Source organism: Thermomicrobium sp. (assembly GCF_053493975.1).
Genome location: NZ_JBRBZA010000023.1, coordinates 1 through 17,661 on the forward strand (window position 1 = coordinate 1; position 17,661 = coordinate 17,661).

19 protein-coding genes and 1 tRNA gene are annotated in these 17,661 nt (G+C 60.9%); 8 read left to right on the forward strand and 12 right to left on the reverse strand.

The window, feature by feature from the left end:
* Nucleotides 1–172 precede the first annotated feature (172 nt).
* The 5 genes from cpaB to ACWIVK_RS04865 are packed head-to-tail and all read left to right on the forward strand — an operon-like array spanning nucleotide 173 to nucleotide 5,809.
* Nucleotides 173–1,168 (forward strand): Flp pilus assembly protein CpaB, encoded by a 996-nt coding sequence (cpaB, locus tag ACWIVK_RS04845; protein WP_448575450.1) that lies wholly within the window; start codon nucleotides 173–175, stop codon nucleotides 1,166–1,168.
* On the forward strand, nucleotides 1,165–2,442 hold the full coding sequence (locus ACWIVK_RS04850) for an AAA family ATPase (protein ID WP_448575451.1): 1,278 nt from the start codon (nucleotides 1,165–1,167) through the stop codon (nucleotides 2,440–2,442). The genes cpaB and ACWIVK_RS04850 overlap by 4 nt, the downstream gene beginning before the upstream one ends.
* 5 nt (nucleotides 2,443–2,447) lie before the next feature.
* Nucleotides 2,448–3,899: a CpaF family protein gene (locus tag ACWIVK_RS04855; RefSeq protein ID WP_448575473.1), complete on the forward strand. Its 1,452-nt coding sequence runs from the start codon at nucleotides 2,448–2,450 to the stop codon at nucleotides 3,897–3,899.
* A 3-nt stretch (nucleotides 3,900–3,902) separates the two neighbouring features.
* Nucleotides 3,903–4,874, forward strand: coding sequence for a type II secretion system F family protein (locus ACWIVK_RS04860; RefSeq protein ID WP_448575452.1), 972 nt, complete (start codon nucleotides 3,903–3,905; stop codon nucleotides 4,872–4,874).
* A gap of 23 nt (nucleotides 4,875–4,897) precedes the next feature.
* A complete protein-coding gene (locus tag ACWIVK_RS04865) occupies nucleotides 4,898–5,809 on the forward strand; it encodes a type II secretion system F family protein (RefSeq protein WP_448575453.1) in 912 nt (303 codons plus the stop codon).
* A gap of 16 nt (nucleotides 5,810–5,825) precedes the next feature.
* On the opposite strand, the gene ACWIVK_RS04870 is transcribed toward ACWIVK_RS04865, so the two are convergent.
* The gene (locus ACWIVK_RS04870; RefSeq protein WP_448575454.1) at nucleotides 5,826–7,958 is read right to left on the reverse strand and encodes a copper resistance CopC/CopD family protein; all 2,133 of its coding nucleotides are present in this window, start codon (nucleotides 7,956–7,958) and stop codon (nucleotides 5,826–5,828) included.
* A 51-nt stretch (nucleotides 7,959–8,009) separates the two neighbouring features.
* On the opposite strand from ACWIVK_RS04870, the gene ACWIVK_RS04875 reads away from it, so the two are divergent.
* Together ACWIVK_RS04875 and ACWIVK_RS04880 are read left to right on the forward strand one after the other, a co-directional pair.
* Nucleotides 8,010–8,423: a DUF192 domain-containing protein gene (locus ACWIVK_RS04875; RefSeq protein WP_448575455.1), complete on the forward strand. Its 414-nt coding sequence runs from the start codon at nucleotides 8,010–8,012 to the stop codon at nucleotides 8,421–8,423.
* A gap of 167 nt (nucleotides 8,424–8,590) precedes the next feature.
* Complete coding sequence (locus ACWIVK_RS04880) at nucleotides 8,591–9,136, forward strand: ComF family protein (RefSeq protein WP_448575456.1); 546 nt, start codon at nucleotides 8,591–8,593, stop codon at nucleotides 9,134–9,136.
* Here the strand turns inward: ACWIVK_RS04880 and dxr are convergent.
* The 10 genes from dxr to ACWIVK_RS04930 all read right to left on the reverse strand — a co-directional run bounded on the left by dxr (nucleotide 9,127) and on the right by ACWIVK_RS04930 (nucleotide 16,901).
* On the reverse strand, nucleotides 9,127–10,284 hold the full coding sequence (dxr, locus tag ACWIVK_RS04885) for a 1-deoxy-D-xylulose-5-phosphate reductoisomerase (RefSeq protein ID WP_448575457.1): 1,158 nt from the start codon (nucleotides 10,282–10,284) through the stop codon (nucleotides 9,127–9,129). The genes ACWIVK_RS04880 and dxr overlap by 10 nt on opposite strands.
* On the reverse strand, nucleotides 10,281–11,150 hold the full coding sequence (locus tag ACWIVK_RS04890) for a phosphatidate cytidylyltransferase (protein WP_448575458.1): 870 nt from the start codon (nucleotides 11,148–11,150) through the stop codon (nucleotides 10,281–10,283). The genes dxr and ACWIVK_RS04890 overlap by 4 nt, the downstream gene beginning before the upstream one ends.
* Nucleotides 11,132–11,929, reverse strand: a complete 798-nt coding sequence (locus ACWIVK_RS04895; RefSeq protein WP_448575459.1) for an isoprenyl transferase — start codon at nucleotides 11,927–11,929, stop codon at nucleotides 11,132–11,134. The genes ACWIVK_RS04890 and ACWIVK_RS04895 overlap by 19 nt, the downstream gene beginning before the upstream one ends.
* Nucleotides 11,910–12,467, reverse strand: a complete 558-nt coding sequence (gene frr / locus ACWIVK_RS04900; protein ID WP_448575460.1) for a ribosome recycling factor — start codon at nucleotides 12,465–12,467, stop codon at nucleotides 11,910–11,912. The genes ACWIVK_RS04895 and frr overlap by 20 nt, the downstream gene beginning before the upstream one ends.
* A 33-nt stretch (nucleotides 12,468–12,500) precedes the next feature.
* The gene (pyrH, locus tag ACWIVK_RS04905; protein ID WP_448575461.1) at nucleotides 12,501–13,259 is read right to left on the reverse strand and encodes a UMP kinase; all 759 of its coding nucleotides are present in this window, start codon (nucleotides 13,257–13,259) and stop codon (nucleotides 12,501–12,503) included.
* Complete coding sequence (locus ACWIVK_RS04910) at nucleotides 13,256–13,801, reverse strand: translation elongation factor Ts (protein WP_448575462.1); 546 nt, start codon at nucleotides 13,799–13,801, stop codon at nucleotides 13,256–13,258. The genes pyrH and ACWIVK_RS04910 overlap by 4 nt, the downstream gene beginning before the upstream one ends.
* 78 nt (nucleotides 13,802–13,879) lie before the next feature.
* Nucleotides 13,880–14,752, reverse strand: coding sequence for a 30S ribosomal protein S2 (rpsB, locus tag ACWIVK_RS04915; RefSeq protein ID WP_448575463.1), 873 nt, complete (start codon nucleotides 14,750–14,752; stop codon nucleotides 13,880–13,882).
* Nucleotides 14,753–14,915: 163 nt separating this feature from the next.
* Nucleotides 14,916–15,818, reverse strand: a complete 903-nt coding sequence (locus tag ACWIVK_RS04920; protein ID WP_448575464.1) for an SH3 domain-containing protein — start codon at nucleotides 15,816–15,818, stop codon at nucleotides 14,916–14,918.
* Nucleotides 15,819–15,894: 76 nt separating this feature from the next.
* Entirely contained in the window at nucleotides 15,895–16,344 is a 450-nt protein-coding gene (locus ACWIVK_RS04925; protein ID WP_448575465.1) for a bactofilin family protein, read from the reverse strand.
* On the reverse strand, nucleotides 16,341–16,901 hold the full coding sequence (locus tag ACWIVK_RS04930) for a bactofilin family protein (RefSeq protein ID WP_448575466.1): 561 nt from the start codon (nucleotides 16,899–16,901) through the stop codon (nucleotides 16,341–16,343). Before ACWIVK_RS04930 ends, ACWIVK_RS04925 begins: the two co-directional genes overlap by 4 nt.
* A gap of 216 nt (nucleotides 16,902–17,117) precedes the next feature.
* On the opposite strand from ACWIVK_RS04930, the gene ACWIVK_RS04935 reads away from it, so the two are divergent.
* Nucleotides 17,118–17,393, forward strand: a complete 276-nt coding sequence (locus ACWIVK_RS04935) for a hypothetical protein (RefSeq protein WP_448575467.1) — start codon at nucleotides 17,118–17,120, stop codon at nucleotides 17,391–17,393.
* Nucleotides 17,394–17,411: 18 nt separating this feature from the next.
* Here the strand turns inward: ACWIVK_RS04935 and ACWIVK_RS04940 are convergent.
* Nucleotides 17,412–17,487 (reverse strand) — tRNA-Arg (locus ACWIVK_RS04940).
* Nucleotides 17,488–17,661: the final 174 nt, after the last annotated feature.

Genomic DNA, 17,661 nt, shown 5'->3' on the forward strand with positions numbered 1-17,661 from the left:
GGTCTCGTCCGTGGACAGCGATCTTCTCGAGTTGAAGATCGCCTGAGTGACCTGTCTTTCCCGGTCAGGCATCCCTCGTATTGGCTAGGTCTCTCATACTTCTCACCTATGTGGCGGGACTTCTCCCGTGCCGTGGAAACGATGATGAGAATGGTTCGTGGCGGGAGGCACCATGCGTCGAGCGGGTCGCCTGTATCTTCTCGCCGGGTTCGTTCTGGCAGCGGTCGCGGTCGTTCTCGGTCTCATCGCCCTGCAGCGTCAACGTGAGCCGGTTATGCCAACGCAGACAGTCACGCCTACCACACAGGTGGTCGTGGCCGCGCGCGACGTGCGTGCTGGTTCAGTGCTGACAAGCGAGGATGTGACAGTCGTGGAGACGGATCCTGCCTCGGTCGCACCCGGCACCGCGCGACAGCCTGATCAAGTGATCGGGCTCGTCGTCGCCGGTGATCTCGTTGCTGGGCAGCGCATCTTGCTGGCGAATCTCGTCTTGCCCAGTGTCTCGAACACTGTGCAGCCCGGCAAGCGTGCCGTGGCCATCCCGGTGGATCGAATCAATGCGCTCGGCGGCTTACTCCAACCCAACGACTCGATCGATCTCATCTATGCCGGGCGAGTCGATCTCGTGCGGATTCTTCCTACTGAACCACTCGAACTCGCCGACAGCGCACAGGGTTTCAGTCCACCGCCCGAGTCGGTCGAACTTCCCGAACCCGGTAGCGGGAGTAGCCAGTCTCGTCGTTACCCCTATCCGGGTGAGCCAGGTTCTCGGATCGTGATCAGCGACACGGGCGAGGGGCAGCCAGTCACAAAAATCATCGTTCAAAACCTCCGCATCCTCCAGGTCATTGCGGGAACGTCGGTGGTCGCGAGCCCGCCCGGCCACGCGGGTTCTGAACTTACCCGTACCGAGCCGACGCGCACTCCCACGCCGACGGCCAACGAAGCGACTTTACCACCGGTCGATCTCTTGATCGTCGAGGCTGATCCAGAACAGGCCGAGCTGATCAGCTTTCTCCTCGATCAAAACGTCCGGTATCAGGTAATTCTCCGGGCGCGGGGCGATGCACAGCCGGTGCAAACGGATGGAGTGACCTACGACCGCCTGGTCGAGCGGTATGGACTGCCAGTTCCAGGGACGGTGGTGGTCAGCGGGGGGCCGCGATGACGGGCGAGAGCACTTTGCGCATCGTAATCGTCGACGATATCCCGGAGAGTCGGGACAACCTCGAGCGACTGCTCCTTTTCGAACCCGACTTCCGGGTTGTCGGCAAAGCGTCGCGCGGTGAAGAAGGGATCGACCTTGTGCTTCGACTGGCTCCACACGTCGTTCTGCTCGACCAGACACTGCCAGACCTCGATGGGATCGAGGTCGCGAGCGCGATCACGGCGCGCGCGCCTGGGATCGGAGTCATTCTGCTCGGTGTGGAACAGGATCCCGAGATCTTGCGTCGGGCGATGCTGGCCGGTGCGCGGGAGTATCTCAGTAAGCCATTCAGCTACGATGACCTCATCGAGGCTGTCCGGCGTGTGGGCCGCGTGGCGAATCCACGGTCGATAGCGACCGCTCCCGCAACCGTCTTTGCTGCTCCGCTCGTTGCGGCGCACGAACCAGTCACGACGCGCGAGGGACAGGTCGTCGTGGTACTCGGGAGCAAGGGCGGTGTCGGTCGAACGTTCGTGGCTACGAACCTCGCGATTTGTCTTCAGCGCGCACTGCACCGTGAGGTCGTACTGGTCGATGCCGACCTCATGCGCGGAGACGTCGCTGTTCTTCTCAATCTTCCGGTGCACCGTTCCTGGACAGATCTGGCGCGGATCACTGGTCCACTCGATGGTGAACTCATTCACGAATTCTTGACCCGCCATGTCAGCGAAGTTGGAGTCGTGCTCGCTCCGGCGCAACTCGAGGACGCAGAGCGGATCGGCGCTGAGCGTGTCCAGGAAGTGCTGACAGAACTGCGGCGCCGTGCTGACTTCGTCATCGTCGACACACGCGGCGGGTATGACGACATCACCTTAGCTTGTGCGGATGTCGCCTCGACGTTGATTTGGATTTTGACGCTCGAAATGACGGCCATCAAAGAGACCAAACGTTTCCTGGAACTCGTCGAGCGACTCGGGTTCCAGCAGAAGCGGATCGTGTTCGTCTTGAATCAGCAGCGCTCCGGCAGCGGACTGACTGTGGAGGAGGTAGAAGCGAGTCTACGCTTGTCCATTCCGATCCGTATCTCGTCAGATCCGCAGGCGGTGACCGGAAGCATCAACGAGGGCACGCCGCTCGCCTGGCAGCACCGGCAGCATCGCATCACGGCTGAATTGATGCAGCTGGCGGAACTCCTGGCGAACGGGTCGCGAGAAGCCGTGCTGCACGCAGGGGTTCGCAAACGTCGCCTACCTTTCCTGAGCGTGTCTGACCGATGGACGAACGGGAGGAAATGAGTGCCATGTCGCTGCTCCGGCGATTGAGCTCGGCAGGTGAGACTGGACCGCTCGCACCCGAAGTGCCAGCCGATCGCGCAGACGAGTCAGAGCAGTGGCGGGGACCGACAGGAAGTGGCCAACTCGCTCAGACTCTCAAACGACCTAGTCTGCGGGCGAGTGTAGTGGCTCCATCCGACGAGAATGCGTTTCAACAGCTCAAGGGGAGAGTGCAACAGCGGATAATCGCTGAACTCGATCCGCGCATGGATCTCAGCGACCCTGATCGTGTACGCCGTACCCTCGAGGAAACGTTCCTCTCGGTGCTCGATTCAGAGGGAATCGTCCTCAGTCGCACCGAACGATACCGGCTGTTCGAAGCGATCGTTGCAGAAATTCTCGGTTATGGCCCGATCGAGCCCTTGCTGAAGGACAACACCGTGACCGAGATCATGGTGAACGGCCCGAAGCAGGTGTGGGTCGAGCGGAACGGCAAATTGGAGAAAACGGCGATCGTGTTCGATGATGACGACCATGTCATGCGCATCATCGACCGGATCGTATCACCGCTCGGACGGCGCATCGACGAGAGTTCGCCGATGGTGGATGCTCGGCTCCCTGACGGCTCGCGAATCAATGCCGTCATACCACCGATATCGCTGGTCGGACCCTGTTTGACTATTCGGAAATTCAGTCGCGATCCGTTGACGGTCGATGATTTGATTCGTTTCGGTACCATGACCCCCGAGATCGCTCAGTTCTTGCAGGCGTGCGTGAATGCGCGCTTGAACATCGTCGTTTCGGGGGGAACCGGTTCAGGCAAGACGACGCTGCTCAATGTCCTTTCGTCGTTCATCCCTAGTGATGAGCGGATCGTGACCATCGAGAATGCTGCCGAACTTCAGCTCCGTCAGGAGCACGTCGTCACCTTGGAGTCTCGACCGCCCAACATCGAGGGGAAGGGTGAAGTCACGATTCGGGACCTGGTGATCAATGCCTTGCGGATGCGACCCGACCGGATCGTGGTCGGCGAGTGCCGCGGTGGCGAAGCGCTCGACATGTTGCAAGCGATGAATACGGGTCACGACGGGTCGATGACCACAGTCCACTCGAACAGCCCTCGCGACACGCTTCACCGTTTAGAGACGATGGTGCTGATGGCCGGTATGGACTTGCCGGTGCGGGCCATCCGCGAGCAGATCGCATCCGCACTCGATCTGATCATTCACATGGCGCGTCTCAAGGACGGGTCGCGGAAGATCGTCGCGATTACTGAGGTTCAGGGAATGGAAGGTGACGTCATCGTCCTGCAAGACATCTTCGTTTTCGAGCAAACAGGCTTCGAAAACGGGAAGGTACTCGGGCGCATCAGACCGACTGGCGTGCGTCCCAAGTTCGTGGAAAAGTTCGAGGTCGCCAACATTTACTTGCCTCCGCAGATCTTCGGTGTGAGCTATCAGCGACCTTTCGGGAGGTAGTCGGTGTTCGAGGATCCGATACTCCTCATCGCTGTTTCCCTCGCTGGAGCTGCCGTGATGCTCGTACTGGCGGGTCTGCACGCACGGTCGCGCAGTCATTCACTGGATCATCGACTCGAACAGTTCGCGCGCAGCGAGTCGGCGCAGGAGGAATCGAACGGGGGACCTCATCTTTTGGCTCGCCAGCTGGATCGTGCTGTTCGCGGACGACGCTTCGCAGAAGCGACTCGCATGAGTCTGGCTCGAGCCGATATCCGTCTGACCGTGGGTGAGTTCCTGATCTTGCGCGGGTCAGTGACGCTGGTTGCCTTCGTGATCGGATTCCTGCTCGGGCGAGGGATGACGCAACCTCTGCTCGGGCTCTTCACTGGCCTGGTCTTCGCAGTCAGTGGCTGGGTGGCACCGCACTACTATGTCCTCTGGCGAGGTCGGCGCCGCCTGCAACAGTTCGTGAACCAGCTGGGCGACACGATCGGGCTCATGGCGAATTCATTGCGTGCTGGCTACAGCCTGCTCCAAACGATGGACTTAGTCGCGCGGGAGTCTGCGCCACCGATGTCGGAAGAGTTCAGGCGAGTCGTTCGCGAAGTGGGCCTCGGTGTTCCCCTCCAGGAGGCGCTCGACCATCTGCTCGAACGGATACCGAGCGAGGATCTCGATCTCTTGGTGACAGCGATCGCCATCAACCACGAGGTCGGCGGCAATCTTGCCCAGATTCTCGAAGTAATCGGTGAAACGATTCGAGAGCGCGTGCGTATCAAGGGTGAAATCCGTGTTTTGACAGCCCAGCAGAGCCTATCTGGCTACATTATCTCACTTTTGCCTGTGGGGCTCGCAGTCCTTATCTTTCTCTTGAATCCTAGTTATTTGCTGAGCCTATTGAGTTGGCCCTGGATCTGTATGCCGATCGGGGCCGTGATCTGCATGGTGCTCGGATTCATCGTGATGCGCCGAATCGTGGCGATCGAGGTCTAGAAGCTCATCGTTCGGAGTGTACGATGCTGGCTGCTGCAAGTCTCGTTTTAGCCGCTGCTGGCTTAGTGGTGATGGTGCTCGGACTGCGTGCCGAACGGCGCCAAGTCGTGCTCGAGGAGCGCTTAGCTCGTTTCGCACAGCGTCCCCCGTCACTCGACGATCTCGAGCTGTCGGTTCCCTTTCGGCACCGAGTGATTCTGCCTCTTGCCGAGAGGCTCGCACACGTGGTTTTGCGGTTCACTCCTGGGGCATCGCTGCAGAGGCTCGAACAACGACTCGTCGAGGCAGGTCTGAGTGGATCATTGCGTCCGTTGACATTCCTCGGCCTCCGCCTCGGACTCGCGCTCACCCTGGCCTTGTTTGCGATCGCCCTGACTCTTGCCGGGAGCGGGCCGGTTCAATACCGGATCGGCTTGCCTTTCGTATTGGCTGCTCTCGGCTGGATATTGCCCAACGTTTGGTTGAGCAGACGGATCGCGGAACGGAAACGAGCGATCCAGCGAGCCCTTCCCGATGCCATCGACCTCTTGGTCATCAGCGTCGAGGCGGGGCTGGGGTTCGATCAGGCTTTGGTGCGTGTGGTCGAAAAGTGGGATAACGAGTTGACCCGAGAGTTCGCCCGTACCCTCTCGGAGATGCGCATGGGGGTTCCGCGGCGACAGGCGCTCCGTGACCTTGCCCGACGAGTGAACGTCGATGACTTGAACGTTTTCATCGCTTCGCTTGTCCAGGCAGACCAACTCGGCGTCAGCATCAGCCAAGTGCTTCGGGCCCAGGCGAATCAGATGCGCTTGCGTCGGAGGCAACGCGCGCAGGAGCTGGCGCACAAAGCTCCCATCAAGATGATCTTTCCGATGGTGTTCCTCATCTTCCCTGCCTTGTATGTCGTGATCTTGGGGCCAGCCATCCCGCGCATCGTCGAGGCGTTCCGCTAGCTAGTGACGAAAGGAGTCAGTCGTCCAGCCGAGGGGGATCGATCTCGATCGTCGGGTCATCGAAGCGCGTGAAGGACCCGACCATATAGTGACCGATCGCCATCATTTCGTATCGGCGAACCAGAAAATCCGACATGCCGATCCACATCTGGTATCGCGTTTCGCTCGTCGGATCGAAAAAGGATAAGACGTAGCACGGTGTGCCGTCGATCGATTCGATGCCGAGGAGACGCGCCTCTTCGGCGGTTCGCGCATAGCGGAAGTTTGGCCACTGGAACGGCTCGCTTCCTGGCCATGGTGTCGCGGTCCATGGTCCACCACCAGCACGATCGTATCGTCGGTCGTCGATGATGATCGTTTCGGTAGGAAGGCGACCGGCAGTCGTGACCGTGTAGGCTGCACGATCCGGTGCCTGGTACTGGATCACGGTTTCCACGACTGGTCCTCCACTCGTCAGCGTCGTTCGCTCTTCCACTGCCCGTAGGCCATTCATCGCTGCATCAGCGCGCTCGAGCAGAATCCGCGCATCCGGCACAGGAATCGGTACCCGAAAACGAGCCGGTGGCGGTGGCGGCTCGCTCGCTCGCTTGACGTGAACCAGCACTTCCCAGATATCTTGTTGGAGTACGATCGTCCCCGTATAGGTAGCGGCGCTTCGCTGCAGCTCGACGACGCGCGGTCCATCCGCTGCACTGAACTGAGCGACGACCACTGCGTCCCTGATCGATTCTCCGTTCGGCGCGCTGAGTATGAGCGAGAGTTCGTTCGGTCCAGGGCGTGCCGGCTCGATCGAGAGTGTCACCAAGTAGGGACCAGCATTGGCCGCGAGCGTGAGGGGAGGCTGTGAGGGACGTGACGGCTCGAAACGACGTGCTGGTGGGAGCATGACGAGCCCAGTAGCGAGAACGAGGATGAGAAAAATCTCTGCTCCCTGCAGGCGTACGAGCGACCACGGAACAGCACGCCTGCGGAACCAGTGAAGAGTCGCCCCTGTGGCTGTCAGACCGAAGATGCCCGCAACGACGAGCTTCAGACTCACCATGCGACCATAGGTGGTCGTGAGCAGCTGTGAGGGATCGGCGACATTCGTCCAGAGCGCGTACGCACCACTGATCGTCAAGAGTTCGACACAGACGAGGGCAACGGGCGCGAACCGGCGAAGGAGCTGCTCAGCAGCTGCACGCGAGCGATCGGAAGCCCTGAGAAGAGGGCGTGCGAGAGAGAGTCCGACTAAAGTACCCCCAGCGAGCACCGCGGCACTAGCCAGATGAATCGTTGCAAGAGCGACACTGACGAGGGGATAGGTACTCGTGGCGGCGTGGCCAGCGGCGGCACGCAGTACCGCGAGCGCCAGTCCGAGCAGCAGGAGCGAGCCCAAGGCGCTGCTGACCGTGAATCTCGCGAGGAGGAAGAGATAACCGGCGAGTGCAACGACGATGCTGACTGACCAGAGCTGGCCGGTCGGTGTGGTGACGATCGAACGCAGCACGAGCGGGTCTGCCATGTTCGGCGGTGGCGCGAACAGTGCTGCAAGCAGGAGGAAGCTGGCCAGCATGATGAGCAGCAGTCCGCGGTGAGCGATCCGGATAAGCCGTCGAGCGATCGACTCGATTTCGTGCATACCGCGTCCGAGAAGTCCGATGGTCACGCTTCCGGCGACGAGCACGAGACCCAAGAGGTGAAGCCAGCGCGCCAGAGCTTCTAGAATCGGTTGCGCAGAGCCAGATGCCGAGACGGGCGAGGGTTCAGTCACACGACCGATAGAAAAGACAGAATGGCCAGCGATCAGGTGACCGTCGCGTCCCAGCACTCGGTACCGGACGAGGTATGTCCCCTCCTGCGAAAGGTTTTGATCCCAGGGAAATCGCAAAACGGTGCCCTCCGCGCTGGTCTCGACAGCAGGGGTACGGATCGTCCGACCGTCGGGGGTGACGATCGTCACTCCAGAGCCGATCAATGTAATCGGCTCCGAAAAGGTCAAGGTGACCTCTCTCGGCGGACGATCGAGGAGGGAATTCGGTGCTGGGTCGGCTGACAGCAGGACAGCGTGAGCAAAGGCGTGTTGAGCGAGTGTGAGGAAGCCGATAAAGACGAGGAGGAGAGCGATTCCGAAGCGCGGGAGTTGTGTCGTCAGTCTCCTGTCCGTCATCGAGTATCCGCCCGAAGCACCATGGTAGCAGGGAAAGCGAGGAGAAGCGGGATGACCCAGAGCGCAGAATGGCGGCTTATTGAGGTGGAGAGTGGCCGCTGCATCGCTGAACGGGCAGAGCTCGCTGCCAGTTGGTGGAGCCGGCTCCGCGGCTTGATCGGACGCAAGGAGTTCTGCGCTGATCAGGCACTCGTGCTTCGTCCGTGCTCGGCGATCCACACCATTGGGATGCGCTTTCCGATCGATGTCCTGTTTCTCGATCACCGGGGAACAGTACAACGTGTCGTCGAAAATGTGCGACCACAGCGAATCGGTCCGATCTGTCGGAGAAGTCAAATCGTCATAGAATTGCCTGCTGGAACCGCTCGCAAGTTCGGATTAGTGCCAGGACGCAGGTTGGGTCTTCGCCGAGCCGATGGGAAAGCAGTGTCGTGGCAAGACAATTCGGTCACCGCGCCGTTCTAGTGGCGCTTCGCGATTGCTTGGAACGTTGGTTTTTCCTGCCGACCTGCGGCGGATGTGGGTGGCCTGGAGCGTGGTGGTGTTCGGAGTGCCGGCGGAGTCTGGTCCGGGTTGCGGATTGCCACCCCCGTTGTGTCCGTTGTGATGGTCTCGTGCCGAAACCCTGTGCAGTGTGCGTCGATTGCGCCGACTGGCCCGCAGCACTCATCGCCGCACGAGCGTTGTACGTCTATCGAGGACCGGTTCGTGCCGCCTTGCATCGCGCCAAGTACCGTGGCGAGCGCCGCCGGATGGAAGAGCTTGCGAGCGAATTGGGGCGGGTCAGCCCAGAAATCGTCGCACCGTGGCGATGCGAGTTGACCTGCGTCGTACCGATACCCCTTCACCCGCTGCGTTGGCGTGAGCGCGGATTCAATCAAAGCGCGTTACTGGCAAAAGCGGTCGCTGGCCAACTGGACATTCCCATTCATGATCGACTCGAGCGAATTCGAGACACCGCCTCTCAAGTCGGTCGGACTCGCTCGCAACGGTGGACAAATGTCGCTGGTGCTTTCGTCTGGTCGGGGTCTCCGCTGCAAGGCACGGTGTTGCTGATCGACGATACGATCACAACGGGCGCGACAGTGGCCGCTGCGACGACTGCACTCGTACAGGCGGGCGCATCGGCAGTGGTCGTCCTCGCCTTCGCTCGCGCAACGGAGCAGTTTCAAGCGTGACGGATCGTGCGCTCGAGAAGTTCGCGGGCTACAGTGCGAGCCCAGCGATCAGCAGCGAGAATGGCTTCCAATGTTAGTGGTTCGCTGGCTGGCTGGTGACGATCGAGGACATTGCGGATCAGCGGAACGATTTCCGTGAAGGGGATTTGGCCGGCGAGAAAGGCCTCGACTGCGACCTCATCTGCTGCGCAGAGAACAGTCGGATAGGTGCGACCGGCGATGCCGACTTCGCGGGCTAACGGGAGCGCGGGAAATCGCTCGGTATCAGGGGCGAAGAATTCGAGCAGGCCGATCCGTGCGAGATCGAGTGGAGGAACCGTGCTCGCGACGCGCTCTGGATAGAAGAGTGCGTGTTGAATGGGCAGGCGCATATCTGGATAGGCTGCATGCGCGACGGTTGTCCCATCCACGAACGCTAGCAGCGCATGCACGATGCTCTGCGGGTGGATCACGACGTCCAAGAGCTCGAACGGCAGATCGAAAAGCCAGTGTGCCTCGATCAGCTCGAGCCCCTTGTTCAAGAGGGTCGCTGAATCGATGGTAATCTTCGGGCCCATCCGCCAAGTCGGGTGAGCGAGTGCCTCATCCGGTGTCACTTGGTTCAGGTATTCGATCGGTCGGTCGCGAAACGGCCCACCCGATGCAGTGAGGATAACGCGAGCGATTTCCGCTGGTCGATGGGGTAACTGCAGCAGCTGCCAGAGGGCGCTGTGCTCGCTATCGACTGGCCGCAACTGGCAGCCAGTTCGCGACTGGATGTCGCGGAGTAGCGGGCCGGCGCAGACGACGCTCTCTTTGTTGGCGAGGGCGAGTGTCTTGCCAGCTGCCGCTGCGGCGAGCGTCGGCTCGATAGCGCTGTTGCCCGAGAGGGCGATCACGACGATGTCCGCTGCTTCATAGGTTGCGGCTTCCACCAGCCCAGCCGGGCCGCTCACGACGCGGGTGTCCGGAAAGGAGGTGCCGTAAGATTCCTGCGCGATCGCGACGAGCTCGGGACGGAAGATCCGTACCTGCTGTTGGAGCACATCGACCTGGCTACGAGCGGCCAGTGCGACGATCCGGAAACGGTCAGGATGCGCCGCGATCACCTCCAGAGTCTGGCGTCCAATCGATCCTGTCGAGCCGAGTAGACTCACACCGAGTCTCATGTGTGCCCCCCACCCAGGAGTGTAGCAAGGAGCAGGGTGGCGGGAATCGTGACCAGTAGCGCGTCGATGCGATCGAGCACCCCACCGTGTCCGGGGATAGTGGTTCCGAAGTCTTTGAGCCCGAGACCACGTTTCAGAAACGACTCAGCCAGATCCCCAAGTTCGGCGAGCCCGGCAAGTACTGTGCCCGCGAGAGCACCGAACCAGGCGGTGAACGGCAGCCCGAAGATCGACGGGCCGAGTGCGCCGACTACGGCGCCGGTAAGGAGCCCAGCCAGCGCGCCTTCGCGCGTCTTTCCAGGGCTCAAGCGTGGCGTGAGCTTGTGGCGTCCCCAGCGTGCACCGACCAGATAGGCACTCGTGTCCGTGAGCCAGGTGATGCTGATCACCCAGCCGATCCATGCCAGCCCGAGGGCAGTCTGCTCGTTGCCAGCAGTTCGTGCGAGTGCGCGGATCCACACACTCGTCATCTCGCCCTCGAGAGAGCGAAGAGCGAGCGCCGACGCGAGTGGGAGGCCGAGGTAGAGGGCTGCGAACGATGCCGTCAGTGCGGCGCGAAGCCCTCGCTGCAGGTCATCGACGCGGGCATACCAGGCGAGTGGGAGGAACAGAGCGAGGACACTGACGGCAAGGAGGAGCGTACCCGATGTCGTGAAAAAGGTGACGATGAGAAGGATGGCAGCTGGTATCGTCACACTCGCGGAGGAGACGGAAAGAGGAAGGCTGCGGGAGAAGCCGCGCGACAGTTCCCGTGCTGCCTGGACCGTCACGACGAGGAGGAGAGCGAGCAAGCTCACCGTGCCCAGGACAGCAGGCACGACTGTGACTAGGACGACGAAAACGGCACTCAGGGTGCGCTGGCGCACGGGTCCGTGGCCGTCAGTGATACGGGGGCTGACTGCAGCCCGCCGAAGCGACGTTCGCGCCGCTGAAAGTCACGAACCGCTCGCTCGAATTCCTCGGGTGTGAAGTCGGGCCAGAGCGTTGGGGTGAAATAATATTCGGCGTATGCTGCTTGCCAAAGCAAGAAGTTACTGGTTCGCAGTTCGCCGGACGTGCGGATGATGAGATCTGGATCGGGCATACCCGCGGTGTCGAGATACCGCTCGACGGTCGCTTCGTCGATCGCTTCGGCAGGAATACCCTCTGCGACGATTCGGCGAATCGCTTGAACGAGTTCGGCGCGTCCACCGTAGTTGAAAGCGATCGTCAAGACGATCCGGTCGTTGTGTTTCGTGAGCTCGATCGCCTCGTGAATCTGCCGTTGGAGCGAAGGTGAGAGCCCCTCGAGACTACCGATATGACGGAGTTGTGCCCCGTGGCGGTGCAGTTCCTCCGTCTCCCGCTCGATGACCTCGCTCAAGATCTGCATGAGTCCTTCGACTTCATCACGGGGCCGTCGCCAATTCTCGGTGGAAAAGGCCCACAAAGTCAGATAACGGATTCCCAGTTCAGCCGCCTTGAAGGTTATGGGTCGGATATTCTCCGTGCCCGCGCGGTGACCAGCCAACCGGGGAAGACCACGCTGGGTAGCCCAGCGACCGTTCCCGTCCATGATCATGGCGACATGGACGGGCACACGATCTGAGCATACGGATTCGTGATGGTCAGAAGTCAGTGACCGCTCAGATTTCGAGAATGTCATGTTCTTTCTGCTTTCCGAGCTTGTCGGCTTCTGCGATGTAGCGGTTGGTGAGTTCTTGGAGCCGTTGCTCGGCTCGTCGCTCGTCATCCTCGCTGATCTCCTTGTTCTTGAGGAGATCCTTGATGTCAGCGAGTGCGTCGCGACGAATGTTCCGGATCGCGACCTTCGTTTCCTCCACCTCTTCATGGACGAGTTTGACGAGTTGTCGTCGGCGCTCCTCCGTCAAGGGAGGCAACTGGATGCGCAATGTCTGTCCGTCGACGGACGGGTTGAGGCCGAGTTCGGACTGGCGAATGGCCTTTTCCACTGCACTGACCGCATTGCGATCCCATACCTGAACGACCAGCAGGCGAGCTTCCGGCGCGCTGATCGTCGCGAGTTGGTTGAGCGGCGTCGGGGTTCCGTAGTAGTTCACCTCGAGGTGCTCGAGCAAACTCGGTGCAGCTCGTCCGGCGCGAATACCGGCTAACTCTTGCCGGAGCAGCTCGATGCTTTTCTTCATGCGTTGTTCGGCGTCGCGCAAGATTTCGTCGATCATCGCGATCACTCCTTCCGATGACCGACCGCTCGTTCAGGCGTAGGACGTGACACCGGAATAGACGAGCGTACCGACCTCGTGACCGAGCGCTGCTTTCTCTATATTACCTGGTGTGAGAAGGTCAAAGACGATCACCGGGAGATCGTTTTCGCGGCAAAGAGCGAGTGCAGATTGATCCATGACGCGCAGATTCCGCTCGAGTGCCTCTTGATGGCTGATCACCCGATACTTCCGTGCCCGCGGATTCCGGCGCGGATCGTCGTCGTACACGCCGTCGACCCGATATTTTCCCATCAACAAAACGTCGCAATTGAGTTCGACAGCACGCAGTGCGGCTGCTGTATCGGTGGTGAAGTAGGGATTCCCTGTTCCGCCTGCGAGGATGACGATCCGCCCCTTCTCCATGTGACGAATGGCGCGGCGGCGGATGTACGGCTCTGCAACCTGATGCATCTCGATCGCTGTTTGCACCCGTGTCGGTACGCCTTGGCGCTCGAGTGCATCCTGCAGAGCCAGGGCATTGATGATCGTCGCGAGCATGCCCATGTAATCAGCAGTTGCCCGATCCATGCCGCGGGCACTGGCGGCAAGGCCGCGCCAGATATTCCCACCGCCGACGACGATGGCTACCTGGATGCCGCGCGCAGCCACTCGCGCGATCTCCTCGGCGAGCCGCGCCACTACTGAGGGGTCGATACCGTAACCTTCCTCTCCCATCAGCGCTTCACCGGAGACTTTGAGAAGCACTCGGTGGTATCGAGGTCGTGTGTTCGCTTCACTCGCCCGCGTCATGCCTCATCGCTACCGAGTTCAAAGCGCGCGAAGCGTCGCACGCGGATATTCTCACCTAGCCGTGCGATAGCTTCCTGGATGACCTCCTCCACTGTCTTCGAGGGGTCTTTGATGAACGGCTGGGCGAGGAGGACGACTTGCTGGAGAAACTTGTCGCGTGATCCAGCTTCCTGAATGCCCTCTTGCAGGATATCCGGTGGGACGTCCTCGACAGACACATAGCGAGGAGCGGTCGCAGCGACCTGCATCGCCAAATCGTGCACCAATTGCTTGAAAATGTCAGTTCGGGCAACGAAATCAGTCTCGCAGTTGACCTCGATCAGTGCCCCGATCCGTCCACCACCGTGGATATAGGCGTGCACGAGCCCCTGGCCGGTCGCGCGACCAGCTTTGCGAGCAGCGCGGGCGAGTCCTTGTTGGCGCAGGATCTCGGCTGCTCGTTCCATGTCGCCACCAGCCTCCTCGAGCGCACGCTTGGCGTCCATGATTCCCGCGCCGGTTCGTTCGCGCAGTTCTTTGATCATCGCCGTCGTGATCGTCACCGGTCCCTCCTTCAGTCTCTGCTCGTCAGGCACAAACTGGCCGGCACGACTGTGCCGGCATCCCTCACTGCCGAGTGATCAGTACTTGTGCTTGGGCAAGCGTGCTTCGAGCGATCCTTGCTCCTCTTCTTCGATCTCTTCGTCGAGTTCTTCCTGCAGTTCCACGTACTCTTCGTCGAACAGTTCGTATGTGGGCAGTTCTCCTTCTTCGATCGCGACTTGTTCGCCGGCACCCACTTCGGTTTCGTACATCGTGCGACCAGCGAGGATGGCGTCAGCGATGCGACCGGTGATCAAGCGAATAGAACGGATCGCGTCGTCATTTGCTGGGATGACATAGTCGATCACATCCGGGTCACAGTTGGTGTCGACCATCGCGATGATCGGTATACCGAGTCGACGCGCCTCGGCGACGGCGATCGCTTCACGCTTGGGGTCGACCACATAGAGAGCGTCCGGAAGGCGCGACAGACCGCGCAGACCGCCCAGCGTTCGCTCGAGCTTAGCGAGTTCGCGAAGCTTGCGCATTTGTTCCTTTTTGGGAAGAAGAGCGAAGTTGGGATTGCGCACCTCTTCTTCGAGCTGAACGAGGTAGCGCAGTCGCTGGCGGATGGTCACGAAGTTCGTCAGTGTCCCTCCCAGCCAGCGTTCCGTGACCGAATACATACCACAGCGCTCGGCTTCGCTCCGGATGATCTCCTGTGCTTGCTTCTTGGTGCCGACGAAGACGAAGACACCGCCGCGAGCAGCGAGATTACGAGCGAACGCCTCGGCTTCAGCCAACAGCCTCACCGTTTGGCGGAGATCGATGATATGGATGCCGTTGCGCTCACCGAAGATGTACGGTCGCATCTTCGGGTTCCAGCGCTTGCTCTGGTGCCCGAAGTGCACACCGGCTTCGAGAAGGGCTTTCAAGGGGATCTGTTCTGTTTCGTGTTCGGCGATGGACACGTTCCCACTCCTTTTACATGGACCGGTGTTCGTCATCCGCACCCTTCGACCCGCGCTGGAACTGGAGGGTCGTTATCCCTACCAGCACACCGGGCACGGTCCAGGTACGTGCTTCGTCCGGCGCAGCGGCCGGCATCAGGAGTATAACACGCCTCGGCCTCGATTACGGCTTCGCCAACTCGAGGTAGTCAGCCACGACGTATCCGGTCTGATCCTGGTACTTGACTGGCCACCAAACGTAGCCGTCGGCAGTCACTGACTCGCCGACGACTGTCAGTTCGGTTCCCTCGGGAAGCCGCTCGATGACGTCGGCACTGGTGCTCGGCGCGGAACGGAAGTTCACGCCGGCGCCACCCGTATTGGCGACGACGACGGTCGCTCCAGGCCCGATCGTCGTTCGCGGCGTTGGCGATGCGGCGCGGGTGGGGGTCTGGCTCGTGGCAGCAGGAGTCACCGCGATGAGCCCCACGGGTGTCCCTTGGGGAGTGGGAGTAGGACCGGTGATTACTTGGGGTGTAACAGTGGGGACGACTTCGCCCCGGTTGAGAAACTGGTTGATCCAGAACCAGGCAAGCCCGAGCATGAGGATGATACCAAGCACTGGTGCGGCGACACGCAAGTAGTCTGTCCAATATCGCTCGTCCGTGCGATAGGTGTACGAGTGTTGGGGCCCGAACGGGGTACTCGTCGGTGGCCGATTCGCAAAGGGCGGGATCGTCGGCTCTTCAGCTTCAGGATCGCGATCGGGCGGCTCATCACGGTAAAAACTCATCGTTGGCCCTCGCTCTCGCTCTCGACCCGTCCAGCCACTTCTCCCTTCCTCTCCCCGACTATCGCCAACTTGGATCACCCGATACTCGTGCGTCGCCTCTTCCGGTCGCTCACGAACTGGTTGCTCCGCCGGCTCCCAGTAGTTCGTCATGCCGCGGTCGCAATCGAGATCGTCTTCGCTCACGAGATGGCTCTGATGGGGGGCATACAGGAGCGGGTGGCGGCACCAACCCTTGCGCCACAGCGGTGCGGGCTCGAAGTACTTACACGTTCCACACTTTCTTTCGATCGTCATCGTCCCGTTTTCACTCCATGTTTATGCACACCCCGCGTCGGGGCACAGGTCGAGTATACCGGCAATCCTGCCGACGCTACGATGCAGTGCTCTCCGCGGTGTGCGATACCGACTCGGTGAATAGCGTGCTGACGTGTTCCTGGTCGGCGCGCGGAAGCGATGCACCACCAAGCGTACTCCCCATCGCGAGTTCTCCCTCGCAGCGACCGCCTTCCTCGATCACGAGCGAGGTAGTCGTGATGGAACCGGTCACCCGACCGGTTCGCAGAATATGCAGTTTGCCTCGACAGGTGATCGAGCCGCGAAGCTGACCAGCGACGGTGAGCGCGGCAGCTTCGACAGTGGCGTCGACTCGTCCGCCCTCGGCGACGTGTACTACTCCTTCGCACTGGAGCGTGCCGCGAAGTTCCCCTTCGATGCGGATGTCCCGGGACGACAAGAGTGTCCCTTCGACCGTGGTGTAACGATCGATGAGCGTGAGACTTTCGATCGGGCGCATGGGGGAACCGGTCCGATCCTCGATCATCGAGACCCTCCGGGACTTTGCGCGGAGTCGGTCGACTCCGTTACACCCATCTTCAATTTGCCGGAGAGGCGTGCGCCCTCGTGGACAACGAGGGATGGAGCGGAAACCTCACCGACGACCTCACCTCCCGGATGGATTTCCAGTCGACCTCGGGCATCGATGCGTCCCTGCACTGACCCGTGCACGATCACCTGCTGAGCTGAAATGTCTGCTCGCACCGTCGCGCCCTCGGCGATGGTGATGTCATGGGCAGCCTGAATCGTCCCCTCGATGTGCCCGTGAACGACCACGGATCCCTCTGTTTGGAGCGTTCCTTGCCAACGTGCGTTGGCTGCAACGATACTCAGGATGCGATCCGGGGTAGCCGATTGGCGAGCCGGAGGCTCCGGGGGCTGCCACACGCTGGTTCGGGGAGACGGTGCAGATGATTCAGTGGTGGGTCGGGGCAGCAGATCCTCGTCCAGGGCCAGTTCCTCGTCGGCAGTCGTCTGCTCCAGTTGTTGGCGAAATTGCGACAGCTGGCGTTCCAAGGGGTCGCGCGGCTCGCGTCGGAACATCGCCTTGCTCCTTTCGCTCTCATCAGTGTGCCACTCCGTTGCGGGCCATCGAACTGGCGTACGCGCGAGGCGCCAGACGGAACAGCATCGCGAAGCGTGGCAGCTCGACGACCAGGTGGCAATGGCAGTATAGCAAGGTCGTACGGACAGTGTAGAGCGCTGTAGACCCGGAGGAAAGCGGTGGCGCGCGAAGCGATGAGGGAGTACACTGGCGATATGGAAGAGCGAAACGCTTGGCGCCAAATGGCATGGTGGTTCGGCGGGATCGTGGTCGGTTTCAAGCTTTGGACGATCCTGCTGGCGATCCTCTTTTCCGCACAGTGGCCGACCGTCTGGTACTTAGCGCTGAACCATGTTGCCTGGGTCGCGGGACTCGTTCTTCTCGTGTGGGGTCCCATCACCTTCTGGTACCGGCTCGTGCGGATGCGTCGCCGCCGTCGCGATCTTCTCCGCGCCGAATGGGAAATTTCCGAGCACAGCCATCGTTGGTAGTGGAGAGATCGGTTCACCTGGTGCGCCCGGCAGGACTCGAACCTGCAACCTTTTGCTCCGGAGGCAAACGCTCTATCCATTGAGCTACGGGCGCTCGTTACGCTGCAAGAACTGTAGCACGTTCCGCCTCGGCCGTGCAAGGGTGCGTCTCGTGCGACCATTCAGTGAGCAGTCCCTTTCCCTTCTCGTGAGAAGGGAGGTCGATGTGTGAGACGGACGTGTGCACAGTGGCGTGTCGGCAACCTTCGCTCGCGTGCCGAATCGTCCT

Coding starts and splice junctions, on each gene's coding strand:
- cpaB (WP_448575450.1), top strand. CDS start 173: ATGCGTCGAGCGGGTCGCCTGTATCTTCTCGCCGGGTTCGTTCTGGCA.
- ACWIVK_RS04850 (WP_448575451.1), top strand. CDS start 1,165: ATGACGGGCGAGAGCACTTTGCGCATCGTAATCGTCGACGATATCCCG.
- ACWIVK_RS04855 (WP_448575473.1), top strand. CDS start 2,448: ATGTCGCTGCTCCGGCGATTGAGCTCGGCAGGTGAGACTGGACCGCTC.
- ACWIVK_RS04865 (WP_448575453.1), top strand. CDS start 4,898: ATGCTGGCTGCTGCAAGTCTCGTTTTAGCCGCTGCTGGCTTAGTGGTG.
- ACWIVK_RS04870 (WP_448575454.1), bottom strand. CDS start 7,958: ATGACGGACAGGAGACTGACGACACAACTCCCGCGCTTCGGAATCGCT.
- ACWIVK_RS04875 (WP_448575455.1), top strand. CDS start 8,010: ATGACCCAGAGCGCAGAATGGCGGCTTATTGAGGTGGAGAGTGGCCGC.
- dxr (WP_448575457.1), bottom strand. CDS start 10,284: ATGAGACTCGGTGTGAGTCTACTCGGCTCGACAGGATCGATTGGACGC.
- ACWIVK_RS04895 (WP_448575459.1), bottom strand. CDS start 11,929: ATGACATTCTCGAAATCTGAGCGGTCACTGACTTCTGACCATCACGAA.
- frr (WP_448575460.1), bottom strand. CDS start 12,467: ATGATCGACGAAATCTTGCGCGACGCCGAACAACGCATGAAGAAAAGC.
- pyrH (WP_448575461.1), bottom strand. CDS start 13,259: ATGACGCGGGCGAGTGAAGCGAACACACGACCTCGATACCACCGAGTG.
- ACWIVK_RS04920 (WP_448575464.1), bottom strand. CDS start 15,818: ATGACGATCGAAAGAAAGTGTGGAACGTGTAAGTACTTCGAGCCCGCA.
- ACWIVK_RS04925 (WP_448575465.1), bottom strand. CDS start 16,344: ATGATCGAGGATCGGACCGGTTCCCCCATGCGCCCGATCGAAAGTCTC.
- ACWIVK_RS04930 (WP_448575466.1), bottom strand. CDS start 16,901: ATGTTCCGACGCGAGCCGCGCGACCCCTTGGAACGCCAGCTGTCGCAA.
- ACWIVK_RS04935 (WP_448575467.1), top strand. CDS start 17,118: ATGGAAGAGCGAAACGCTTGGCGCCAAATGGCATGGTGGTTCGGCGGG.